General features: G+C 47.8%; 13 protein-coding genes. 1 reads left to right on the top strand and 12 read right to left on the bottom strand.

Annotated features, from left to right (window positions below; genetic code table 11):
• Positions 1-13 precede the first annotated feature (13 nt).
• The 7 genes from AC5JBY_RS19595 to AC5JBY_RS19565 all read right to left on the bottom strand — a co-directional run bounded on the left by AC5JBY_RS19595 (position 14) and on the right by AC5JBY_RS19565 (position 9,949).
• Complete coding sequence (locus tag AC5JBY_RS19595; RefSeq protein WP_495906337.1) at positions 14-3,196, bottom strand: SusC/RagA family TonB-linked outer membrane protein; 3,183 nt, start codon at positions 3,194-3,196, stop codon at positions 14-16.
• Between the two features lie 96 nt (positions 3,197-3,292).
• Positions 3,293-4,042, bottom strand: coding sequence for a DeoR/GlpR family DNA-binding transcription regulator (locus AC5JBY_RS19590; RefSeq protein WP_495906336.1), 750 nt, complete (start codon positions 4,040-4,042; stop codon positions 3,293-3,295).
• 364 nt (positions 4,043-4,406) lie between these two features.
• On the bottom strand, positions 4,407-4,880 hold the full coding sequence (locus AC5JBY_RS19585; RefSeq protein WP_495906335.1) for a hypothetical protein: 474 nt from the start codon (positions 4,878-4,880) through the stop codon (positions 4,407-4,409).
• 198 nt (positions 4,881-5,078) lie between these two features.
• Entirely contained in the window at positions 5,079-6,713 is a 1,635-nt protein-coding gene (locus AC5JBY_RS19580) for an OstA-like protein (RefSeq protein WP_495906334.1), read from the bottom strand.
• A 4-nt stretch (positions 6,714-6,717) separates the two neighbouring features.
• Positions 6,718-7,707: an MlaD family protein gene (locus AC5JBY_RS19575; protein ID WP_495906333.1), complete on the bottom strand. Its 990-nt coding sequence runs from the start codon at positions 7,705-7,707 to the stop codon at positions 6,718-6,720.
• Between the two features lie 226 nt (positions 7,708-7,933).
• Positions 7,934-8,857 (bottom strand): N-acetylmuramoyl-L-alanine amidase family protein, encoded by a 924-nt coding sequence (locus AC5JBY_RS19570; protein ID WP_495906332.1) that lies wholly within the window; start codon positions 8,855-8,857, stop codon positions 7,934-7,936.
• 165 nt (positions 8,858-9,022) lie between these two features.
• Positions 9,023-9,949, bottom strand: a complete 927-nt coding sequence (locus AC5JBY_RS19565; protein ID WP_495906331.1) for an N-acetylmuramoyl-L-alanine amidase family protein — start codon at positions 9,947-9,949, stop codon at positions 9,023-9,025.
• 115 nt (positions 9,950-10,064) lie between these two features.
• On the opposite strand from AC5JBY_RS19565, the gene AC5JBY_RS19560 reads away from it, so the two are divergent.
• Positions 10,065-12,731 carry a putative LPS assembly protein LptD gene (locus AC5JBY_RS19560; RefSeq protein ID WP_495906330.1) on the top strand — a complete coding sequence of 889 codons (2,667 nt, stop codon included), beginning with the start codon at positions 10,065-10,067 and terminating at the stop codon, positions 12,729-12,731.
• A 13-nt stretch (positions 12,732-12,744) separates the two neighbouring features.
• Here AC5JBY_RS19560 and AC5JBY_RS19555 read toward each other — a convergent pair whose 3' ends face one another.
• The 5 genes from AC5JBY_RS19555 to AC5JBY_RS19535 all read right to left on the bottom strand — a co-directional run bounded on the left by AC5JBY_RS19555 (position 12,745) and on the right by AC5JBY_RS19535 (position 19,045).
• A complete protein-coding gene (locus AC5JBY_RS19555; RefSeq protein ID WP_495906329.1) occupies positions 12,745-13,488 on the bottom strand; it encodes a lysophospholipid acyltransferase family protein in 744 nt (247 codons plus the stop codon).
• A gap of 19 nt (positions 13,489-13,507) precedes the next feature.
• Positions 13,508-14,179, bottom strand: coding sequence for a uracil-DNA glycosylase (ung, locus tag AC5JBY_RS19550; RefSeq protein ID WP_495906328.1), 672 nt, complete (start codon positions 14,177-14,179; stop codon positions 13,508-13,510).
• A 117-nt stretch (positions 14,180-14,296) separates the two neighbouring features.
• On the bottom strand, positions 14,297-16,240 hold the full coding sequence (locus AC5JBY_RS19545) for a TlpA family protein disulfide reductase (protein WP_495906327.1): 1,944 nt from the start codon (positions 16,238-16,240) through the stop codon (positions 14,297-14,299).
• 111 nt (positions 16,241-16,351) lie between these two features.
• Positions 16,352-17,884, bottom strand: a complete 1,533-nt coding sequence (locus AC5JBY_RS19540) for a T9SS type A sorting domain-containing protein (RefSeq protein ID WP_495906326.1) — start codon at positions 17,882-17,884, stop codon at positions 16,352-16,354.
• 36 nt (positions 17,885-17,920) lie between these two features.
• On the bottom strand, positions 17,921-19,045 hold the full coding sequence (locus tag AC5JBY_RS19535; RefSeq protein ID WP_495906325.1) for a phage tail-like protein: 1,125 nt from the start codon (positions 19,043-19,045) through the stop codon (positions 17,921-17,923).
• Positions 19,046-19,123: the final 78 nt, after the last annotated feature.

The raw sequence follows: 19,123 nt of genomic DNA, 5'->3' as shown, positions 1-19,123 counted from the left end.
CTGCACAAATCGGTTAAAGAGTTACCTGCAATCCAAAGGAGAAATTCCGCTCGAAAGGGAAAGTCCGTCCCAGGAAGTTGAAGTCGCCACCATCCGTGATCTCCGGATCGAGGGGCAGACCAACATTCGATATCTCTGCCAGGTTTTGACCGCTTACATAGATGCGCAGTTTTTGAACTTTATATTTTGAAGTCAGCGCTGCTGGTAAGGTATAACCCAGTGTCACGTTCTTCAACCGGCAATAAGCCAGGTTTTGCAGGTACTTCGTCTGCGGGTAAAAGTTGTTACCGCTGGTGGGCAGGCCGGCCAGTTTGGTGGCATTGTTGCCAATATAAGGACGCGGATACTCAGCATTCGTATTAGTAGGTGTCCAGTAATCCAACTGGTGGGCATACAGGATATCTGCACCCTGATATAATGGTATTGCGATGTTGCCCGTTCCCCAGTAATCGCGTTTGCCTACGCCCTGCAGGAAGATATCGAGGTCGAAACCCTTGTAGGTGCCGCCCATCCTGAAGCTGTATTGGTAGCGCGGTGTGCTGTTGCCGATCACTTTCAGGTCACCGGAATTATTGGCGCTCATGCCGCCGCCATTGATGAGATTGTTGCCATCCTGGTCCTTGTATTTCACATCGCCCACACCATACACGAAGTTGCCATTGGCCATCGCCACCTGGCTGGCATGCTTGGTTACGTCTTCCGCTGAAGTAAAATAACCTTCCGTTTCAAAGCCCCAGATCTCGCCCCACACTTTACCTTGGTAGTTTTGGCTGATGAGCTTGGAGGGATTGTCCCATTTGGTGATCACAGCTTTGTTATCAGCCAGCGTGAACAAGCCATACAGGTTGAGGTCTTTGGTTACATTGATATTTCCGTCGATGCTCAGTTCCCATCCACGGTTACGCATCGAGCCGCCGTTCACGCGGGGACCTGTGGCGCCGAATGTAGCAGGTACAGCGGTATTGATGAGCATACCTTCTGTAGTGCGCTCATAATAGTCGAAAGTGATGCCCAGCTTATTGTCGAGTAATTTGATATCCGTTCCGAAGTCGAGCGTTTTCACGGTTTCCCAGGTGAGCGATTGTGCTACGGCAATAGGAGCGCCGATCGTTTGCACGCGGGTAGCGGCGCCAGGTACGATCCAGCTGGCAGCTGAGTTACTCATAGTAGGTAGGTAATAATTGCCGCCCACATCCTGGTTGCCCACTGAACCATACGACACCCTGAATTTCATATCAGACAGTAGGGGCTTGAGTGGGTCCATGAACTTCTCTTCGCTGATACGGTAGCCGGCAGAGAAAGAAGAGAACCATGCCCAGCGGTCCTGCTGCGAAAATTGTGATGATCCGTCGTAGCGGCCATTCAGCTCCAGCAGGTATTTGCCCATGTAGTCGTAGTTCACACGGCCAAAGTAGCCTGCGTAAGAATTCTTCGCATGTGAGCCTGTTGCAAACTGGTCGCCGGTAGCGAGGCCCAGTTCACCTTTATCGGGATCGAGCAGCGCCCTGCGCTCAGCAGTGAAGTTGAGGTTTTCGTTCTGCTCTGCATTGGCGCCTACAGTTACTTTCAGGTTATGGTCGTTGAAGAAAGTCTTGTTGTAAGTAGCATACGCGTTGAGCGTATTCACCAGGTACCTGCCGCTGCCATAAGTTGCTCTGTCTTGTGCAACCGTAGCCACGTTCACGAGTTTGGGATAACCTGCCGACCAGAAGTCGAGCACGTTTACAGGACCACCTACTTCGTGACGCATCACGTTGTCGCGGCCAATGGTGTAGTCTACACGCACGTTCAGGTTTTTAGCCAGCTTGAAAGTGGCGCCCAGATCGATACGGTTATAGTTATCCACTACATCGTTGGTGTTGGCCTGTGCAAGATACGCAGGCGTATGGCGGAAGTAGTTGCCATTCGAAGTACCATAAGGGAAGTAAGAACCCCAACGCCAGAAATAATACCAGTAGTCATAATACTGGAAGGGATATTCATATTTAAAGTTGCGGTACAGCATTTTTACATCAGCATCCATCCAGGGAGTAACAGCTGCACTCACAGAAGCAGTGATGTTGTACTTCTTTACATCATCTGGATTCATTTTCAGGATACCATCCTCATGGCTATAACCGAATGACATGTAGTAACCAATTTTATCACTGCCGCCCTGTATGCGGATGTTCTGTTGCTGCTCATGCGTATAGTCTTTCAGCATCATGCCCTTGGCATCCCACACGCGGTAGAAATACATGCGGTTTTCGGTAGGGTCGAATTCAAAGTCTTCGCCATCCACCATTTCATTGCCTTTCCGGTTATTCGCATACTTCTGCTGCCAGTTGGCGATGCCGTCGCGCAGTTTAGCCAGGCGCATACCAAAGAGTTCCGGGTTGGTAACGTTGGAACGCTGAGATGCTTCCTGCAAGGCTGTCAACTCAGGTACAGGATTGGAGAAATCAGGAAGGGTAGTGGGCTTATTCCAGGAAAAGTTGTTGGAGTAAACGATGGAGCTTTTCTGATTCTTCCTGCCTGATTTTGTTTTGATCAGGATCACACCAAAGGCTGCGCGCGCTCCATAGATCGAGGTAGAGGCCGCGTCTTTCAATACAGACACACTTTCGATATCGTTGGGGTTGATGATAGAAAGGTCGGGCGTTTCCACGTTATCAACCATAATGAGCGGACGGCTGGAGCCGCTTACAGAACCGATACCACGAATATTGATGCCGGGACCTGCGGTCAGGCCGCCATTGCTGTAAGTGATTGTTAAGCCAGGCACCACGCCCTGCAAGGCTTTGGCAGGATCATTGACGGGACGGCTTTGCATAGTTTTCGATACATCTACGGTGGTCACGGCGCCGGTAAGGTTGCCTTTTTTCTGCGATCCGTAAGCTACCACCACCACCTGGTCAAGCGAAGAGTTGGAAGCTTCCAGTTCGATAATATAATTGAGCGCTGAAGTAATGCCGATTGTTTGCGTGGTGTATCCTACATAAGATACTTCAAGACTCTTGTCGCCACTGAGTTCAAGGGTAAACTTTCCATTAAGATCTGATACAGCTGATTTTTTGCTTTTGTTACCAGTGATCGTAGCCGCTGATATCGGCGAGCGGGTCGATTTGTCAATGATCTCCCCGGTAATCGTTTGCCCATACGCAATGCCGGTGAGGCAAAGCAATACAAGCAGGATTAGTGGTTTTGTAATTCTCATAATTGTTTATTTAAAGTGTATGGAGCCAGTTGATGGTAGGGGACTGGGAAAAAGGGGGTACGGATATGATAGCTGCTTATATGTGAACGTCCTTGCTTAAAGCACTTCAATGCCTGCGTTGGTGTAGTGTTGCAGAGCTGGGTCGCCAGGTGGCAATTCGGTAATGAGTGTATGTATACTGCCAACGGGACAAACGTGAACGGGCTTGATGGTGCTGGTCTTTTCGGCGATGCTGAGACACACCACTTTTTGCGATGATTCGATCATCGCCTTTTTGAGTTGTACTACGTCCCAGTCGCTATCACTTACACCATGATGCACATGGATGGCATCCACGCCCAGGAAGCAGAGGTCGGCACGGATATGGCCGATCTTGGAAATGGCGTCACCTCCTACGGTGATGCGGCTGTTCTTGGAGATCTTATCACCAATCACGATGACCTCGATGTTGGGATGCTGGAGATACTCTACTATAGCAGGCAGGCTGCCCGACACGAAAGTGGCTTTCAGGTCGGGAGGCAGCATCCTCGCCAATTCCAGGATAGTAGTGCCACCACTCGTGAGCACATACATGCCATCCTCGATAAGAGAAGCAGCTTTCGCAGCTATGATCTTCTTATGATCATGCAGGTAAATATTGCTCAATGGATTGTAGAGATCGTGAAAAGAGTGGGAAAGTGCGCCCCCGTGTACCTTGATGATCCTGCCATCTTCTGCCAGTTCATGCAGGTCTCTGCGAATTGTATCCTCAGATACATTGATTTCGTTGCTCAGACTGGAAGACAACACTTTGTTATGCAGGTTTACCTGCCGGAGTATGTAAGCTTGTCGTTCTTTTTTAAGCATTGTTAGCCGGTTAATGCTCCAAATTAGGGAGATTCTTGCATAAATTGGCAAAAAGTGGATGAAATGTGGGTGAAATCTTGTTAATGGGTCGTAAAAGCCGCATAAATCGACACATATCTGCAATTGCAATCGTTTGACTAAAGGTTGATAAGTTGACTGGTTAACAAGTTGATAGGAGGGGGACCAGTCAGGCCGCTCAAAGCGGCCAGACCTATGCAAGGATATACTAACGTATCGAGGTGACACCTTTTCAAAAGGTGTCACCTCGATACGTTTAGAAAGCTGCAATAAATAAAAAAGGTTAAAAAGGAGGCACAGTCCCTCCTTTTCAACCTTTCAACATATTAACTTATCAACTACCTGATCACCTCAACGTAAATCGAACCGACAAAGCAAAAGCATCAGGAACAAAATTGATATCAGGAATAATGTCGAGTTCAGGTTTCCAGTCGAGCGACAGGTTAACGGGCGCATTGGCAAATTTGTAGTCGAGGCCCAGAATGCCGGTTGGACCAAGATAGGTCTCTTTGTCCTGCCAGCCTACATAGGCGCCTGCACCGTAAAACCAGCGCAGTCCGGGCGCCGATGCAAAAGGCTGATGTATCTCCAGTAAAGCACCCACTCCAAAGCGGCTGCCAAAAGACACCAGGCCTTCTACTGCACTGCGATCGGTGATAAAGTATTTTCCACTGAATGAACTGTTGAGCGTTGGTGTGGAGTTGCTGAGACGTACACCAAGGCCAAGGCGGTAATCAGGAGCTGCATCCTGTGCAGATGCCTGCTGTGTAATAATAGTAATGAGTAGTGTTAAGGTAAAGAGCTGTGTGATGCGTTTCATAATCCGTCCGGTTTGTTTGTTAAGAACGAAAAATGATGCCGGAGTAATAGGAGGGTGCTGTTAACGTTAAGGTAAAGAAGCTGCACATCCTCCTTTGTCATTTCGAACGGAGCCATCAGGGACTGTAAAACTTTACCAGCAGTGGCGGAGTGAGAAATCTGCTATCGAAGCAAGCGCTCGTAGCTAAAGCCTCGAAGCTTAGTTCCCAAAGAGCTCGAACTTAGTCTTAGGCCTGCGTGCCTCAAGCCATTTGAAGTTGCGAAGCACCTTATCTTGTTCGGTAGCTTGACTGGCAGGGAACATGGTGCCGGATGGTTCGCTGATGATCACTACTTTATTGAGCTCTTTATTTACAAACCGAAGGTCAATGATATCACCCTGTGCTTTATTGATACCAACCAATGCACTGTCTTCATCCATCACATAAAATACGCTCTCTGCATTCCCCTTGGAGCGCATGTAGTCTATATTGCCATCTATGAAATAGCCATTCATGCGATTACCCCGAAGCTGGTTAAACATATCCTTGCCCGCTTTATTGATAGCAAAACTGTTCTCAAACACATACAGCCTTTCCGGCTTCTTATTTTTCGTGTAGAGATACATGGTATCCCCCGATATCTGGCTGTTGTTGGCCCAGGCTATCGGGTCTTTATACAACCGGAATATGGAGTCGATGCCGGAGTAGAACATACTGTCTGCTACGGCCTGCAATGAATCGGAAAATATACGCACATGGTGATAGCCCTGGAAATACCGGTCGGCACTATCATTCTTGGGTTTCTCTTTCGCATCGATAGTGAGAGCGCCCCTGATAGTATCAGTTTTGCCTGTTGAATCCGTTCTGGTAAGTATGAGCCTGCTTAATCTGCCGGAGAAGAGCGTATCCGCCGTTACATAAATAGAATCATTCTCCTGCTTGATGATCATGAGTGGGCTCTGCGTGGCAAAGAGCGTTTCCTCTTTCTTATTAGTGATGATCTTGTTGGCCAGTAGTGATACCCCCTGTGCACTATCTATATGTACTGCCCGGCCGGTAAGCGTTGTAATACCTGTGCTGTCGTCAGTATCTATGATGTCGGCGATCGTCTTTGTTCTTGCCTTGGTATCTTCAATGATGGGACGCTTGCCAAAGCTGGCTACTCGATTCTTCAGATCATAAAAACCTTCTTTCGTCGTGATCTTCCGCTTGGCGCTGTCCTCGATGATCGTTGTGGTAATGAACGTGGTTATTTCCGTTTGTGTATTATAGAGTAGCGAGTCGGATTTCAGGTTGTAGGAGGGATCGACAAGCACTACATCTCTTTTGAAGTATACGTCCTTCAATTCCCCGTAATAGGTGGCCTCCTTACTGGTGAGTACCGTTTTATTATTGAGTACGCGGCCGCCATTATAGTATTCACCTATTTTCTGGTTCACATCGTAGCGTAGTTCATTGGTGGTCAGGGTAGACTTACCGTCCGTGAGCTTCGCATTGTTCTTCAGCGTAGCCAGCTTGGTGCTCATGTAATAGATGAGGTAATCACTATAGGTATGTATGCTGTCGGCATCGTTGATGTGCACGTGCCCGAATGCCTCTACGATCTTGGTGAATTTATTGATGATGGCGCTGTCGCAGTAGAACTGTGTTTTACCTTGTATAAGATGCACCTTTCCCGCCAGTATCTGTATCTCAGTGACCGAATCTTTTTGTTCTGTACGTACACGGTCAGCATATACCAGCTGCACCACACGCCCTGAATCTTCTGATGGACGTTGTGTAACGGTAACCTGTGCAGTAGCTCCTGTAAAAGCCAATGCAAGAATAGCTACCAGGCTAAAGAACCGTAACATTTTACTAAGGTTTCTGTGTAGATGTGGAGTCATATATAGGCGACATCAGCGGACCTTTTTTGTCTTTTCTGCCAAACACAGATATGTTAACATATCGTTTGGGGTGCATCCGCAAGTCGTCGAGCAAGGTAGTCAAACTGCGATTCGTTTGTAATATCTGATCATACAATTTGCGATCATTTAACAGCGCGCCCAGTGAGCTTTGGCTGCTGTTGATCTTATCGACTGCGCTTTCCAGTTTGGTCAATGTACCCTGCAAACTGTTGACTGCTTCATCGAATTTTGCATTGGCCAGTTTGCTCGTAGCCTTCTCAAGATTGTCAACAGTTGCGTTGATCTTATCATTGTTCTTGGCCAGGTTGCCGGTGATGGATTCTGTATTGCCAAGCGTTTTAGCCAGCATACCTGTTTGTGCATCCAACAACTTTTCCAGTGATTTGGAAGAAGTGGTAAGATTGCCAATGATGGTTTGCAGATTGTTTTTTGTGTTGGGGTCCAGTACGCTGTTCAGGTTTTGTAATACCAGATCAAGCGAAGCCAGTGTTTTGTTGACGCTCGCAAGGGTAGGGTCGAGGCTGCTTTGCAGTTTATCGGCCAGACCCAGCGTTTTGGCAGTTGTCAAGGTATCGCCATCTTTCACGAATTCCGGACTATTGCCCAGCCTGATCTTGATGGAAGAGGTACCCAGCAGTTCACTACCGATAGTAGCAACAGAGTTGTTGGGAATATTGATGTCTTTGTTGAGACTGATGGTAACGATGACGGCCGTGAGGTTCTTATCCTTTTCCTGCATCTGGTAAACCTTACCTACCTGCAGGCCATTAATGAATACAGGGTTTGAAACCTGCAGCCCCTCCACGGTGGGGAATTGCGCAAAGATCTTATCACTCCGGTCGGCCAGGTTTTTTCCTTTCAAAAAATTAAAGCCCAATATTAATATGACGATTGCTATTGCAGTCAGTGCTCCTACCTTGGTTTCATTCGAAATTTTCATTTACCGGCGCTGTTTGGTGGAAAATGATACTTTTTTCAGGTAGCCCGTTGCAATTTACCTGCCCGGCCCTTAAAAAATATATTATCAACAAAAATAGGAAGGAGAATCCAGAATCCAGTATATAGAATCCAGAATCTCGGCTTCTAAACCGTTGATAAATGATTGATTGCGTGCTTTTGAGGCTTCTGTATACTGGATTCTGAATGCTGTATACTGTTTTTTCCCCTCAGAACCCTTGTTTGGCGTCGGAGCTGCCTTCTGTGGTTGCTTTGTAGCGCTTGATGGCATTCAACACATGGGAGGCTATTTCTTCCTGCCCTTTATTACTGTTGAGGTAGTCCTCGTCGGGCCGGTGCGTAATGAACCCGGTTTCTACCAGGATGCTGGGCATAGCTGTAGCCTGCAGCACCCAGATGCCTTTTTCATTCCGTTGTTTTACACCCCGGCTTACCCTGCCGCCATTCACAAACTCTTCCTCAACCATAGTGGCCAGTGCAAGGCTTTTGTCGAAGAAGCGCTTGGTCCAGAGCAGTGATTTGGCCTTGAACTCGGGATCGTTGATATCAGGCGCATATTCGGTAGAGTCATTCACTTCTTCCGTCATACGCTCCGATACAAATTCACCTTTGGCATCTGCGCGGTCTGCCGCCCAGATATACGTCTCGGTACCATTAGAGGGATTGTCGGTATAATAAACATTGTATTTAGGCACACGGCGGGTGCGCTTTTTACGGCTTTTGCCCTTGCCGGTATAGTAAGTCTCGTTCCTGTAGCCTGCGAAAGTGGAGTGCTTGATTTTAGGGCCTGCGTTCACGTGTATCGACACGAACAGGTCGCCTTTATTGGCATTGGCAAAGTCGGCCCTTGCTTTAATAGAAGGATATTGATCCTTGGTCCGTGTATATAATATCTTGATTTCGGGGAATTCCTGCTCCAGTTTCTTACCCAGTTTGAGCGCTACACCAAGACAGATGTCTTTTTCAAACGAGTAATCACCCCGGGCGCCATTGTCGGAGCCGCCATGCCCTGCATCTATGATTATCGTCTTGATCACGGGCTTTTGAGGCACCACGGTCGGTTCTGTGTAGAAGGCCGTGATGGCTATAAAAGCCGTAAGGATCAACCCGTAACAAGCTATTTTCTTCATCATATTCGCTAAAAGATGCAAAAATAACGGATGTAGATGCTTATTAATACGTTAAATGTGTCTGAACCAGGATTTTTTGGATTTGAAGGATTGGAGGAAATTGAAGGCGGAGGTTACAAGATACAGGTTGCAGGGCCTTGTAACTTGCAACCTGTAACCTGAAACAGGTTACTCAAGCGCAGCCTTGTATTTTTTTAGGGCGGTGATAATAGCGGCAACAACATCATTCTGGCCCTTTTCGCTGTTGAGGTATTTTTCTTCTTCCGTATTTGACAGGAATCCGCTTTCTACCAATATGCTGGGCATCCCTGTGGCCTGCAGTACCCAAATGCCTTCTTCATTGCGTTGCTTAACACCATAGCTCCTACGGCCCCCTTTCTCAAGCGCTTCTTCCACGTAATTGGCCAGTGTAAGACTTTTGGCAAAGTACTTCTTGGCATACAATTGAGCCCTGATGCGGGCTTCGGGTGAGTTCATGTCGAAACTGATGGCGCTGTCTGTTTTCTCTCCACTTTCTTCCTGCCGCTGGTTGATCGCATCACCTTTGGCTTCTACGCGGTCTGCCGCCCACACGTAGGTCTCTGTTCCTTTGTGGGTATTTTTTACGTAGTAGGATTTATAGACAGGCACCTTCTTTGTTTTTTTCTTTTTACCCTTGCCCGTAGTGACATTCTTATAGGATACCACCTTTTTTTCGTACCAGCCCCCCGGCTTTTTGCCAATAGCATTGCAATGAATACTGATGAAGAGATCACCATTGGACTGATTGGCGAAGTCGGACCTATAATAGTATGACTCTTTCAGCGTTCTTACGTTTCCCGGTAAAATGTCGGTGGTGCGCGTATACAAGACCTTGGTTTCGGGGAAGGCTGCTTTGATAGCTTTGCCCAGTTTGAGTGAGATGGCGAGTGCGACCCTTGATTCACGGGAGTAGGAGCCAAGTGTACCAGGGTCCATGCCACCATGACCGGGGTCGATGATGATGATGCCGAGGACTGGCTTCTGTTTATGCACAACCGGTTTTTTACCGGTAAATGCAATGAGCATGATCAGAGAAGTTGCTATACTTATTGTTCCTATAATCCTTTTCAACATATTTTGTTATGATTTTTGGGCCCCTTGAATCTTCACATAATCTTAATGCATTTCTGACTATTTTTGCCCACCACTGCATATGAACGGACGCAAAAATAGCCTAAAACAACCTTCGTTGCCGATAATACTCGTAGCATTGTTTTTATTAACGATGAATGTGCTGGGTAATTATTCTGCTACTACTGGTTTTGACAATACATTAACGGCTTTACAGGATACCACGCCTGTAAAGAAAGATACCATCCCCACTGTACGTGGTACAGACTCTTTAAAGAAAGGAGATTCTGCTATCGTTAAAAATGACACGTTCGATATAAAGCTGTCCAAAGATTCCCTGGATGCACCTGTTCAGTACAAGGCTTCCGACTCCATCGTGATGGAAGTGACCACCAAAAAGATCATCCTCTATAGCAAAGGCAATATCAAGTATAAGGACATGGACCTTACGGCCGACAGTATAGAAATGGACAATCAGAAGAATGAGGTCATCGCTACTTTCCGGCGCGATTCGGCGGGCAATATGATTGGCCGGCCCGTGATGTTGCAGGCCGATACGAAGATGGAGTCCAATTTCATGCGCTTCAATACGAAGACACAGAAAGGTATTACCCAGTCCACCATCACTGCACAGGGTGAGATGTATGTACAGGGATTAAAGATCAAAAAGATATCGCCTACTGAATATTTTGCTGCACGTGGTATCATTACTACGTGTAACCTCGATACACCCCACTTCGATTTCCGTACGCCCAGGATGAAGATGGTGAGCCAGAAGTTGGCTGTCACCGGGCCTATCCACCCGGAGTTTGAAGGCGTTCCTGTACCTGTTTATCTTCCCTTTGGCTTCTTCCCCCTTTCGCAAGGCCGCCATTCGGGCCTGCTGCCACCACAGTTTACGGCCAGCGACCAGTTTGGTCTTGGGTTGGAAGGATTGGGTTATTATAAAGTGTTGAACGATTATTTCGATGTGACGCTGCGCACCAATATCTATTCTTATGGCGGCTGGGCTGCTTTTGTAACGCCTACTTACCGCAAGCGTTATCGTTACAGCGGCTCCATGAACCTGTCATACCAAAGCACCCGCCTGCTGAGTGAAAGCGCCAAAGAAGAGTTTACCACAGCACAAACTTTCAATATCGCGTGGAGCCATACGGTTGACAGCCGCGCACGGCCGGGACAAACATTCTCGGCCAACGTGAATGCCGGTTCATCCAAGTACAACCAGTATGTGACCAACAACCCCATGCGTAATTTCCAGAACAACCTGAACTCGTCTATTACGTATTCCAAAACCTGGGGCACCCGTTTCAACCTTACAGCCAGCGCCAACCACAACCAGAACAATACCACCGAGCTGATCAACCTGAACCTGCCCAACGTGGCGTTTACGGTAAATACCTTTTATCCCTTTCAGCGTAAAGAGCTGATCGGAGAATCCAAATGGTACGAGAAACTGGGTATCGGTTTGAATACCAACCTGGCCAACCAGATCAGTATTTATGAAAAAGATTTCAGCTTCAGCAAACTGATCGATACGATGCAGTGGGGCGCTCAACACAATATTCCCATTCAGCTTTCTCTGCCTCCATTAGGACCTTTACAAATATCTCCGGGTATCAGCTATTCAGAGAAATGGTATTCCCGCAGGTTTGAGCGTTACTGGGATACTGCGGGTATGGATGTTGATACAATTACACATAGAGGCTTTTTTACTTCACGCGATATCTCGTTCAGTCTGGGTCTTAGCACTGCCTTGTTTGGAACGTTTACCAACTTTGGTAAGAACAGTCCGATCACGGCACTCCGCCACGTAGTGCGGCCTACGTTCTCTATCAGCTACAAGCCCAACCTGGCTAAAAAGGATTATTATCAGACAAGAGTTGATTCTGCTGGTAATGAGTACCGGTTCTCTTATTATGATGGAACCACGTTTGGTCCTTTTGGCGAAGGAGAGTTTGGTGGTATCAGCTTTGGTATCGATAATAACCTCGAAGCAAAAGCACGTAACAGGAAAGATACCTCCGGTGCTGAAGGGGGCATTAAAAAGATCCGCCTGATCGATGGTTTTGGTTTCAATGGTGGCTACAACTTCCTGGCTGATTCTTTCAAGCTGTCCAACATCAGCCTGTACTTCCGCAGTACGTTGTTTGAAAAGATCAATATCACTGCCGGCGCCAACCTCGACCCGTATAAGGTAAATGAAAGAGGCTATCGCGTCAATGAATATGCCTGGAAGGGTGGTCGGTTCTCATTAGGCCGCATCACCAGTGGTAATATCGCCATCTCTACTTCTTTCCAGAGCAAGCCCAAGGATGATAAAAAGGCACCGAAAGAAGACGACCAGTTCAGCAATCCCAACCTGCCGCCTATGACACCCGAAGAGCAGATGGAACAACTGGCCTTTGCACGGCAGAACCCTGCCGAGTTTGCCGACTTCAATATTCCCTGGTCATTGAATACATCGTTCTCCTTTAGCTTCTCCCGTAATTTCAAAGCCGATTACTCCGGTTGGGAAACGAGGACGAATGCCAACCTCAGCCTCAATGGCGATTTCAACCTTACGCCCAAGTGGAAGATGGGCATGAATACCTATTATGATTTCCAGTCTTCTTCTATCCAAACACTGACGATGTTTATTTCGCGTGAGATGCACTGCTGGCAGCTTTCAATCAACGTAACGCCGGTTGGGCCTATCCGCACATTCAACATCACCATCAACCCCAAATCAGGCATCCTGCGCGATCTGCGCATCAACCGTACACGGTATTTCTATGGACAATAATTGAGTGTAGAACTTATTTCTTGTGAGCTTCGTAGTATGCGGACATTACTTCGTGCGTTCTGTTCTTTAAGCTTTCAACCGTGTCATTAGCTTCCACTGGTATGGGCGCAAGAAAATGCATATCCAGCGGGCGCGGCATAAGATAGAAAGGCTTGCTGGCGGGTAATACTTTGCGCGTATTGAAAATAACAGCCGGCACAATGGCCTTGCGTGTATCTATTGCCAGCCGGAAAGCGCCATCATGAAACGATTTGAGCGGCTGGTCTGTTTTATTGCGGGTGCCTTCGGGATAGATACACATATGCAACCCCATACCAAGCACTTTCTTCATACTGGTGAAGCTATCCTTACGGCTCTTCTCACTCTTTCTGTCCACCAATACACTTCCCGTTTTATAGATCATACCAAACAAAGGTATTTTGGCCATCTCTATCTTGGCGATGGTCTTGTTGCCACCGGGAATAAAAGGCGTAGAGATGGGTACGTCCATCAGGGAGTTGTGGTTGCACACTACGATGTAGTTCTGCGCCGGATCAAAATGCCCTTTGCCCCGCACCCTGATCGGGCATCCGATCAGCGGCAGGAAGACGCTCATCCATATTCGGGAAGCTACATTGAAGCGGTGTGATTTCTTTGGATCAACCAGAAAATAAACAAACAGCAGAAAGGGCACCATGAACAACAACAGCGTAATAATGAATACGATGATGGCCCAAACAGCAAAGAGACGACCCAATATTTCTTTGATGAACTTCATAAGGAGGCAAAATAATGAATTACAGCGACCAATCGATAGGATCGAGGCCCTCCTTCATGAGGTACTCATTCGTCTTGGAGAAATGCTTACAGCCAAAGAAACCCGCATCTGCGGAATAAGGAGAAGGGTGGGCTGCCTTTAGTACGCGGTGTTTGGTTTCGTCTACCAGCTCCTGTTTGGCCTGCGCAAACTTGCCCCAGAGCAGGAATACCACGCCTTTCTTTTGCTCCGATACTTTGCGGATGACCGAATCGGTGAAGTCGGCCCAGCCGATCTTCGCATGGCTCATGGGCTCTCCCTGGCGTACGGTGAGCGATGCGTTGAGCATTAGCACACCCTGCTGCGCCCAGCGGGTAAGGTTACCATGCTTAGGAATAGGCAGGCCTATATCCGTATGTATTTCTTTGTAGATGTTGACGAGTGAAGGCGGTGGCTTGATGCCATCCTGTACGGAGAAGCAAAGACCATGCGCCTGGTTGGGACCATGATAAGGGTCCTGTCCGAGCAACACTACTTTTACATTATCGAAAGGGGTAAGGTTGAATGCATTGAAGATGAGTCCACCGGGCGGATAGATGGTTTTGCCGGCAGCCCTTTCCATTTTGAGAAATCCAACGATCTCTCCAAAATACGGCTTGCTGAATTCATCTTTGAGTACGGCCTTCCAGCTATCGTCTATTTTAACATCCATGCCTTTTTTTGGCGGTAAATGTAGGGAAAAGAGGCGAGCATAAAGCGCAAGAGGTGGCTCCTTTTCGAAAGGAGCCACCTCTTGCGCCTGAGTGTGTCTATTTTGCACTTGACTTTGTTAGAACCCTTTTTTGCCGTCATCGCCACCTGTTTTGGCAAGTTCGATCATGGCGGTGATCTCATCCACCACACCTTCAGCCGTGCCGCCAAAGCCTACTTTCTTGAAACGCACCATACTGTTCTTGTCGATGATGAACTTAGTGGGGATACCATCTACTTTATACTGTTCGATCACTTTACTGTCATAGTCCATCAGTACATGGAATGGATAAGCGTTCTTTTCTATCAGCGCGGTCACATCTTTCTTTATCTTTTCACGGTCGCCCGATTCGCGGGTATCGATGAATACGAATTTCACATCGGGGTCATTCTTGTACTTTTCTACGGCCATCTTCATGCCCGGGAAGGAAGCGAGGCAGGGACCACACCAGGTAGCCCAGAAGTCGACGATAACTATCTTACCTTTCAGCGATGCAAGGGAGATATCATTACCGGTAAGGTCTTTCAGCGCAAAAGCAGGCGCTGGATCATTCAGCATTTCTTTGGCCAGTTTGGCGCGGTCTTTTGCCTTGAACTCTTTTTCCAATCCTTCCACATAGGCCATCCATTGATTCTCTGTATTGCTGCCTGCGAGGTATAGCCTTTTGAATTGTTCTTTCATTTTAGGCGTGGCTTTACCTGCTTTTACGAAGCTTTCCAGCTCTTTCTGTGCGGCAGCCGGTCCTTTTACTTTTTCTGTATACAAAGCAAATGCCTCATTCATGGATACATCGTTACGCTTATTGCCGGCTACTGCTTTTTCCTGGTAGGCATACGCGTTTTTATAATCACCGAGGTGATACAGCAGCAAAGCATAGGTGTCGGCAAACATGTCGTGGGTGCGCTGCAGCTGTTCTTTAAACTGGCTGTTGGTATAATAAACAGGCTTATTCCCGGGGTTCTTCATCTCTTCCTGCATCAATTGCAAGCTCATAGCAGAGAATTCCTTGCCTGTTTTAGCATCTAAGGGTTTTGCATATACGCTTTCGCCAGACAGCTTCCAGGCAACAGAATTATATATATTGGCCCGCATACTCTTAATGCCGATCATGGCGGCAAATTGTTTTACTTTATCATAGTTCTCTTCACGCAAGTATACACTGGCTACCCCGGCTGCATAGTTGGAGAAAGCTGCCGAATCTTCTTTGGTAACGGGCGGATAATCAGCTTTCAGCTTGTTAAACATTTCTTCTTTTTGTGCACCCTGACTAATGGGATAGAAAGCCATGATCTTCTCATTCTTCACCCAGGCGCCCTGGGGGTATCTTGCTTTGATCAATGAGTCGGCGCGGCCAACTTTGGCATTATCCTTTAACCGGGTGTATAGGCTTTTTGCTGCCTGAAGATCTGATTCTTTAGCATCTGCCTGGGCCAGTATTTTGTCCAATGTTTCCAGCAGCAAAGCTTTGTCGGCTTCGTCTTTTGATCGTGCCAGTGTACTTAAATAATCAAGTTTGTCTTTCTCTATGAGTGCGGGATGTAAGGTATAATCTTCCCTCGTCAGTTTCGTCAGGGTGGGTATGTCTACATTCAGTCCCCACAGGCCGCCATACGATAAACCTATTTGACCAATGGCTTTACGGGCGCCGGGTACTGGCTTGCCATCGGCAGTATACAGATAGGAATAATAGCCCAATTCTTTTGTGTTGTCTTTGGTGCCATCTTTATCGAAGCTGAGGAAAAAAGCAACAGTGGTATCAGTAGTGCTGATCTCGCCTTTGTATGAGGAGCCTGTTTTGGTGAGCTTGATCTCCTGTACTACCGGAATGGGACCTTGCAACAAATAAGCGAAAGCTTTGATGCCCTCTTTGCCTGCCAATGCTGTAGTGGCCGGATCGTAGGTGAAGCTGATCGTTGAGCCTGGCTTTGGCTTTTCCGGCGTGAAAGTTACAGGTGATTGTGCTGACAGGTTATTGGTAAACAGGCAGGCCACAATTAGCAGCCCCATGAATAAGGTCCTCATAACGCGGGAATTGTTGGTTAGGTAATTGGTGTACTCCCTGAATTTACAACTTTTGAGAGGTATAACCTGCGCCTATGACCCTTACCGAATGTATTTAAGATATTTTTATATTTATTTGACTACTATTACTTTTTCCCGGAACGGCTCACCGGGGCCAAAAGCATCGGGTATGCTCACAATGTAGGTGTCGGCGCTCAATCCGTACACATTGACTGGTGTGTTTTCGTAAATGGATAACTGCTGTACCGTTTTTCCATTCATATCGGTAATGAAAGCAGGTAATCGTTTGGTATTGCCATCTATACGAATGCTGAATTGCCCTTTGTTGGGATTGGGCCACATCAGTACGGTGACGCCGGCTTCGCCTGTTCCTTTTACCGCTTTGATAAGCGTGTAGCTGCTCCTGTTATCGAGGTCTGTTTGCTTCAGGCGATAGTAAGTAATTCCTGCATAGTTGTTGGCATCGCTGTAACGATAACGGAGCGGTTGCGTACTATTGCCGCCTGCTGCCAGCGAGGCAACAAATCCTATAGCCCGGAATTGAACTTCCGATTGCCATCTTCTTTCCACATCAAAACCTTTGTTGTTTTGCTCGGAGGCTGTTTCCCAGTCAAGTTGCACCATCGCGGTGCTGAGCCGCAATGCGCGGAAGTCGGTCAGGGTAACCGGTAGTGCTGCCAAGGTGAGGCCAATACCAAACTGACCCAGCGTGGTGATGCCATACCGCGCGGCGTATCCGCCGGCCACTGTTTTGCCCGCTGTGTTATTGGCGGGTAAGGTACTGCCTGCCGGGCGTGCCCATGCTGCGCCATTGGTGTTGCCCACGGGGCGTTGTAATATGCCAAATGAATTATCGGTGAGTCCTGAAATGCCATTGATGTAGAGTTGCAGATCGTATTTGCCGCCCGTTGGCGCTGCATTGGCAGAAAGGTTCCATACTGCTTCAGGCGCTACGCTTACATAGGTAGTGCCTTCTTCTGCAACCAGTAAACCTGCATCACTACCAACTTTGGGTGTGCTGTTGATGTCGATATAGATAAGCCCGGTAAGCGGTGCTGCCGTGAGGTTGTTCAATACAGCTACGCGCGATTGTGTGGCAGAGCCTACCGGGAATTGATAGCTGTTCACAGTTGCCGTTGTAATGCGTCTACGCAAGGTACCATTGATCCAGCCCTGGCTGAAGTTGGGATTGGCGGCATCGGCTTCAACGGACGATGCCGCGCCATCGGTGGCAATGGCTAAAAAAGAACTCGTGGTTACAGTTCCTTTTTGCAGGTACCATTTCTGTGCGAGGATATTACTTTGCAGTTCGAGGTTATTACCATTCACTTCCAGCCGGGAGAATAGCTGTGGTGACTTAATAGTTTGTGCACCAGTCCCATTAAATATGAACCTGCCACTACCGTAACTGCCACCCCCTGTAGCTGAAAGATCTGCGAAGTTGCCGGGCGCACCATTGCCAATATAAACCATGCCCTGGTTGGCGAGCGTACTGCCGTTTTCCAAGGTTAGGTTTCCTTTCACAGTGATCACTGCTCCGCTCTGTACGGTGATGGTTGCCCCGTTTTTGAGCACGAGCGCATCTTGTGAACTGGCGGCTATGCACAGGAGCAAGAGGCTATTGAGTATGATGATGCGTTTCATATAATGCTGGTATTCGGTTAGACCTTCAGATCTGTTTTATTGCACTTTGGCGCAGATGGCATATATACGTATCGCCCTGGAACTACCGGAAGTGTTTTGGAGCATCACCCGCCAGACATTCAGGTTCTCGGAATGTGGCCCCGAATAAGCTATTTCAATATCTCTTACAGCACCGTTCCAATCACGGTGACCACCTCCGCCGCCAATCAGTTTTGTTCCAGCCGGGCAGCCACAGTTGTAATCACCAATAGTATTGCCGCCAACGCTTAGATCTTTGCTTACGTATTGTACGCCCATCATTAAGTTGCCGGAATAGGTAATGTTTCCATTTACATCCAGCGCCTGCGTGGGTTGTACTTTTTGAATGCCAATTTTGCCGAATTGGTCAATAGCTAAGGCTGGGGTGCTGGAACCGCTGGTATGGAAGCGGAATCCATTGAGAAACCGCATCATCATCTGGTTGGTGTTAGTGTTTTCGAATGGCCCATTATAAGTGCCATCTCCAAAAATAAAGGCGCCGCCCTGTTGATTAGTGCTTACATTGGAACCTATTGCCACTGATCTGTTCGCCGAAGCTGTTGCTGAAGCGCCGAGCGCAATGCTTGCATCTCCGGATGCCATGGTATTTATTCCCATAGCGATCGAATAGCGTCCAAGGTATGTATCATTCCACAGTTCATCGTTTATGAAACCTGCGCGGAAAGCTGCTTTGTGGGGTGCCCAGATCATGTGAGAGCCTGCTGGGAATTTTCTATACATGTTGGAGTTGCCCGTGAAGGTGCCGGTCCCCGACAGCAATCCATCATATTGTACCTGAATGCCGGCATTGGAACCATCGCCGGAAATGTATTTCCCATTGGTGTTGATGTTTTGTTGCAGCGTATAGGCACTCAGGTTAAGCCAGTTGGGTGCAGCCGGTGTACCTGCATTGTAATAGAAACCAGCTGTGCCATCGGTTTGTATCACCAGCAGCCCGGTGGCGGGGTTGGTGATAGCTGCCCGTTGCGCAGCCGTCATTTGCGGAATCAATAATCCTTTGTTGTTAGACGTAATGTCCACAGCCGCACTGGGATCGGGGGTTTGTGTACCGATGCCTACCTGGGCACGGCTCACCGGCACGAGGACCGCCAACAAGCAGGCGGTAATTATTAATCTTCTCATAACAGCGTCCTGATTTTACATCAAAAGTATTGACGGGCTGTGCGCAGCCGGAGGACGTTGTATGTGAACGACGGGAGT

This window comes from Paraflavitalea sp. (assembly GCF_059502485.1).
The sequence above is the reverse complement of the archived record's forward strand: the minus strand, read 5'-3'. Positions and strand labels throughout refer to the sequence as shown.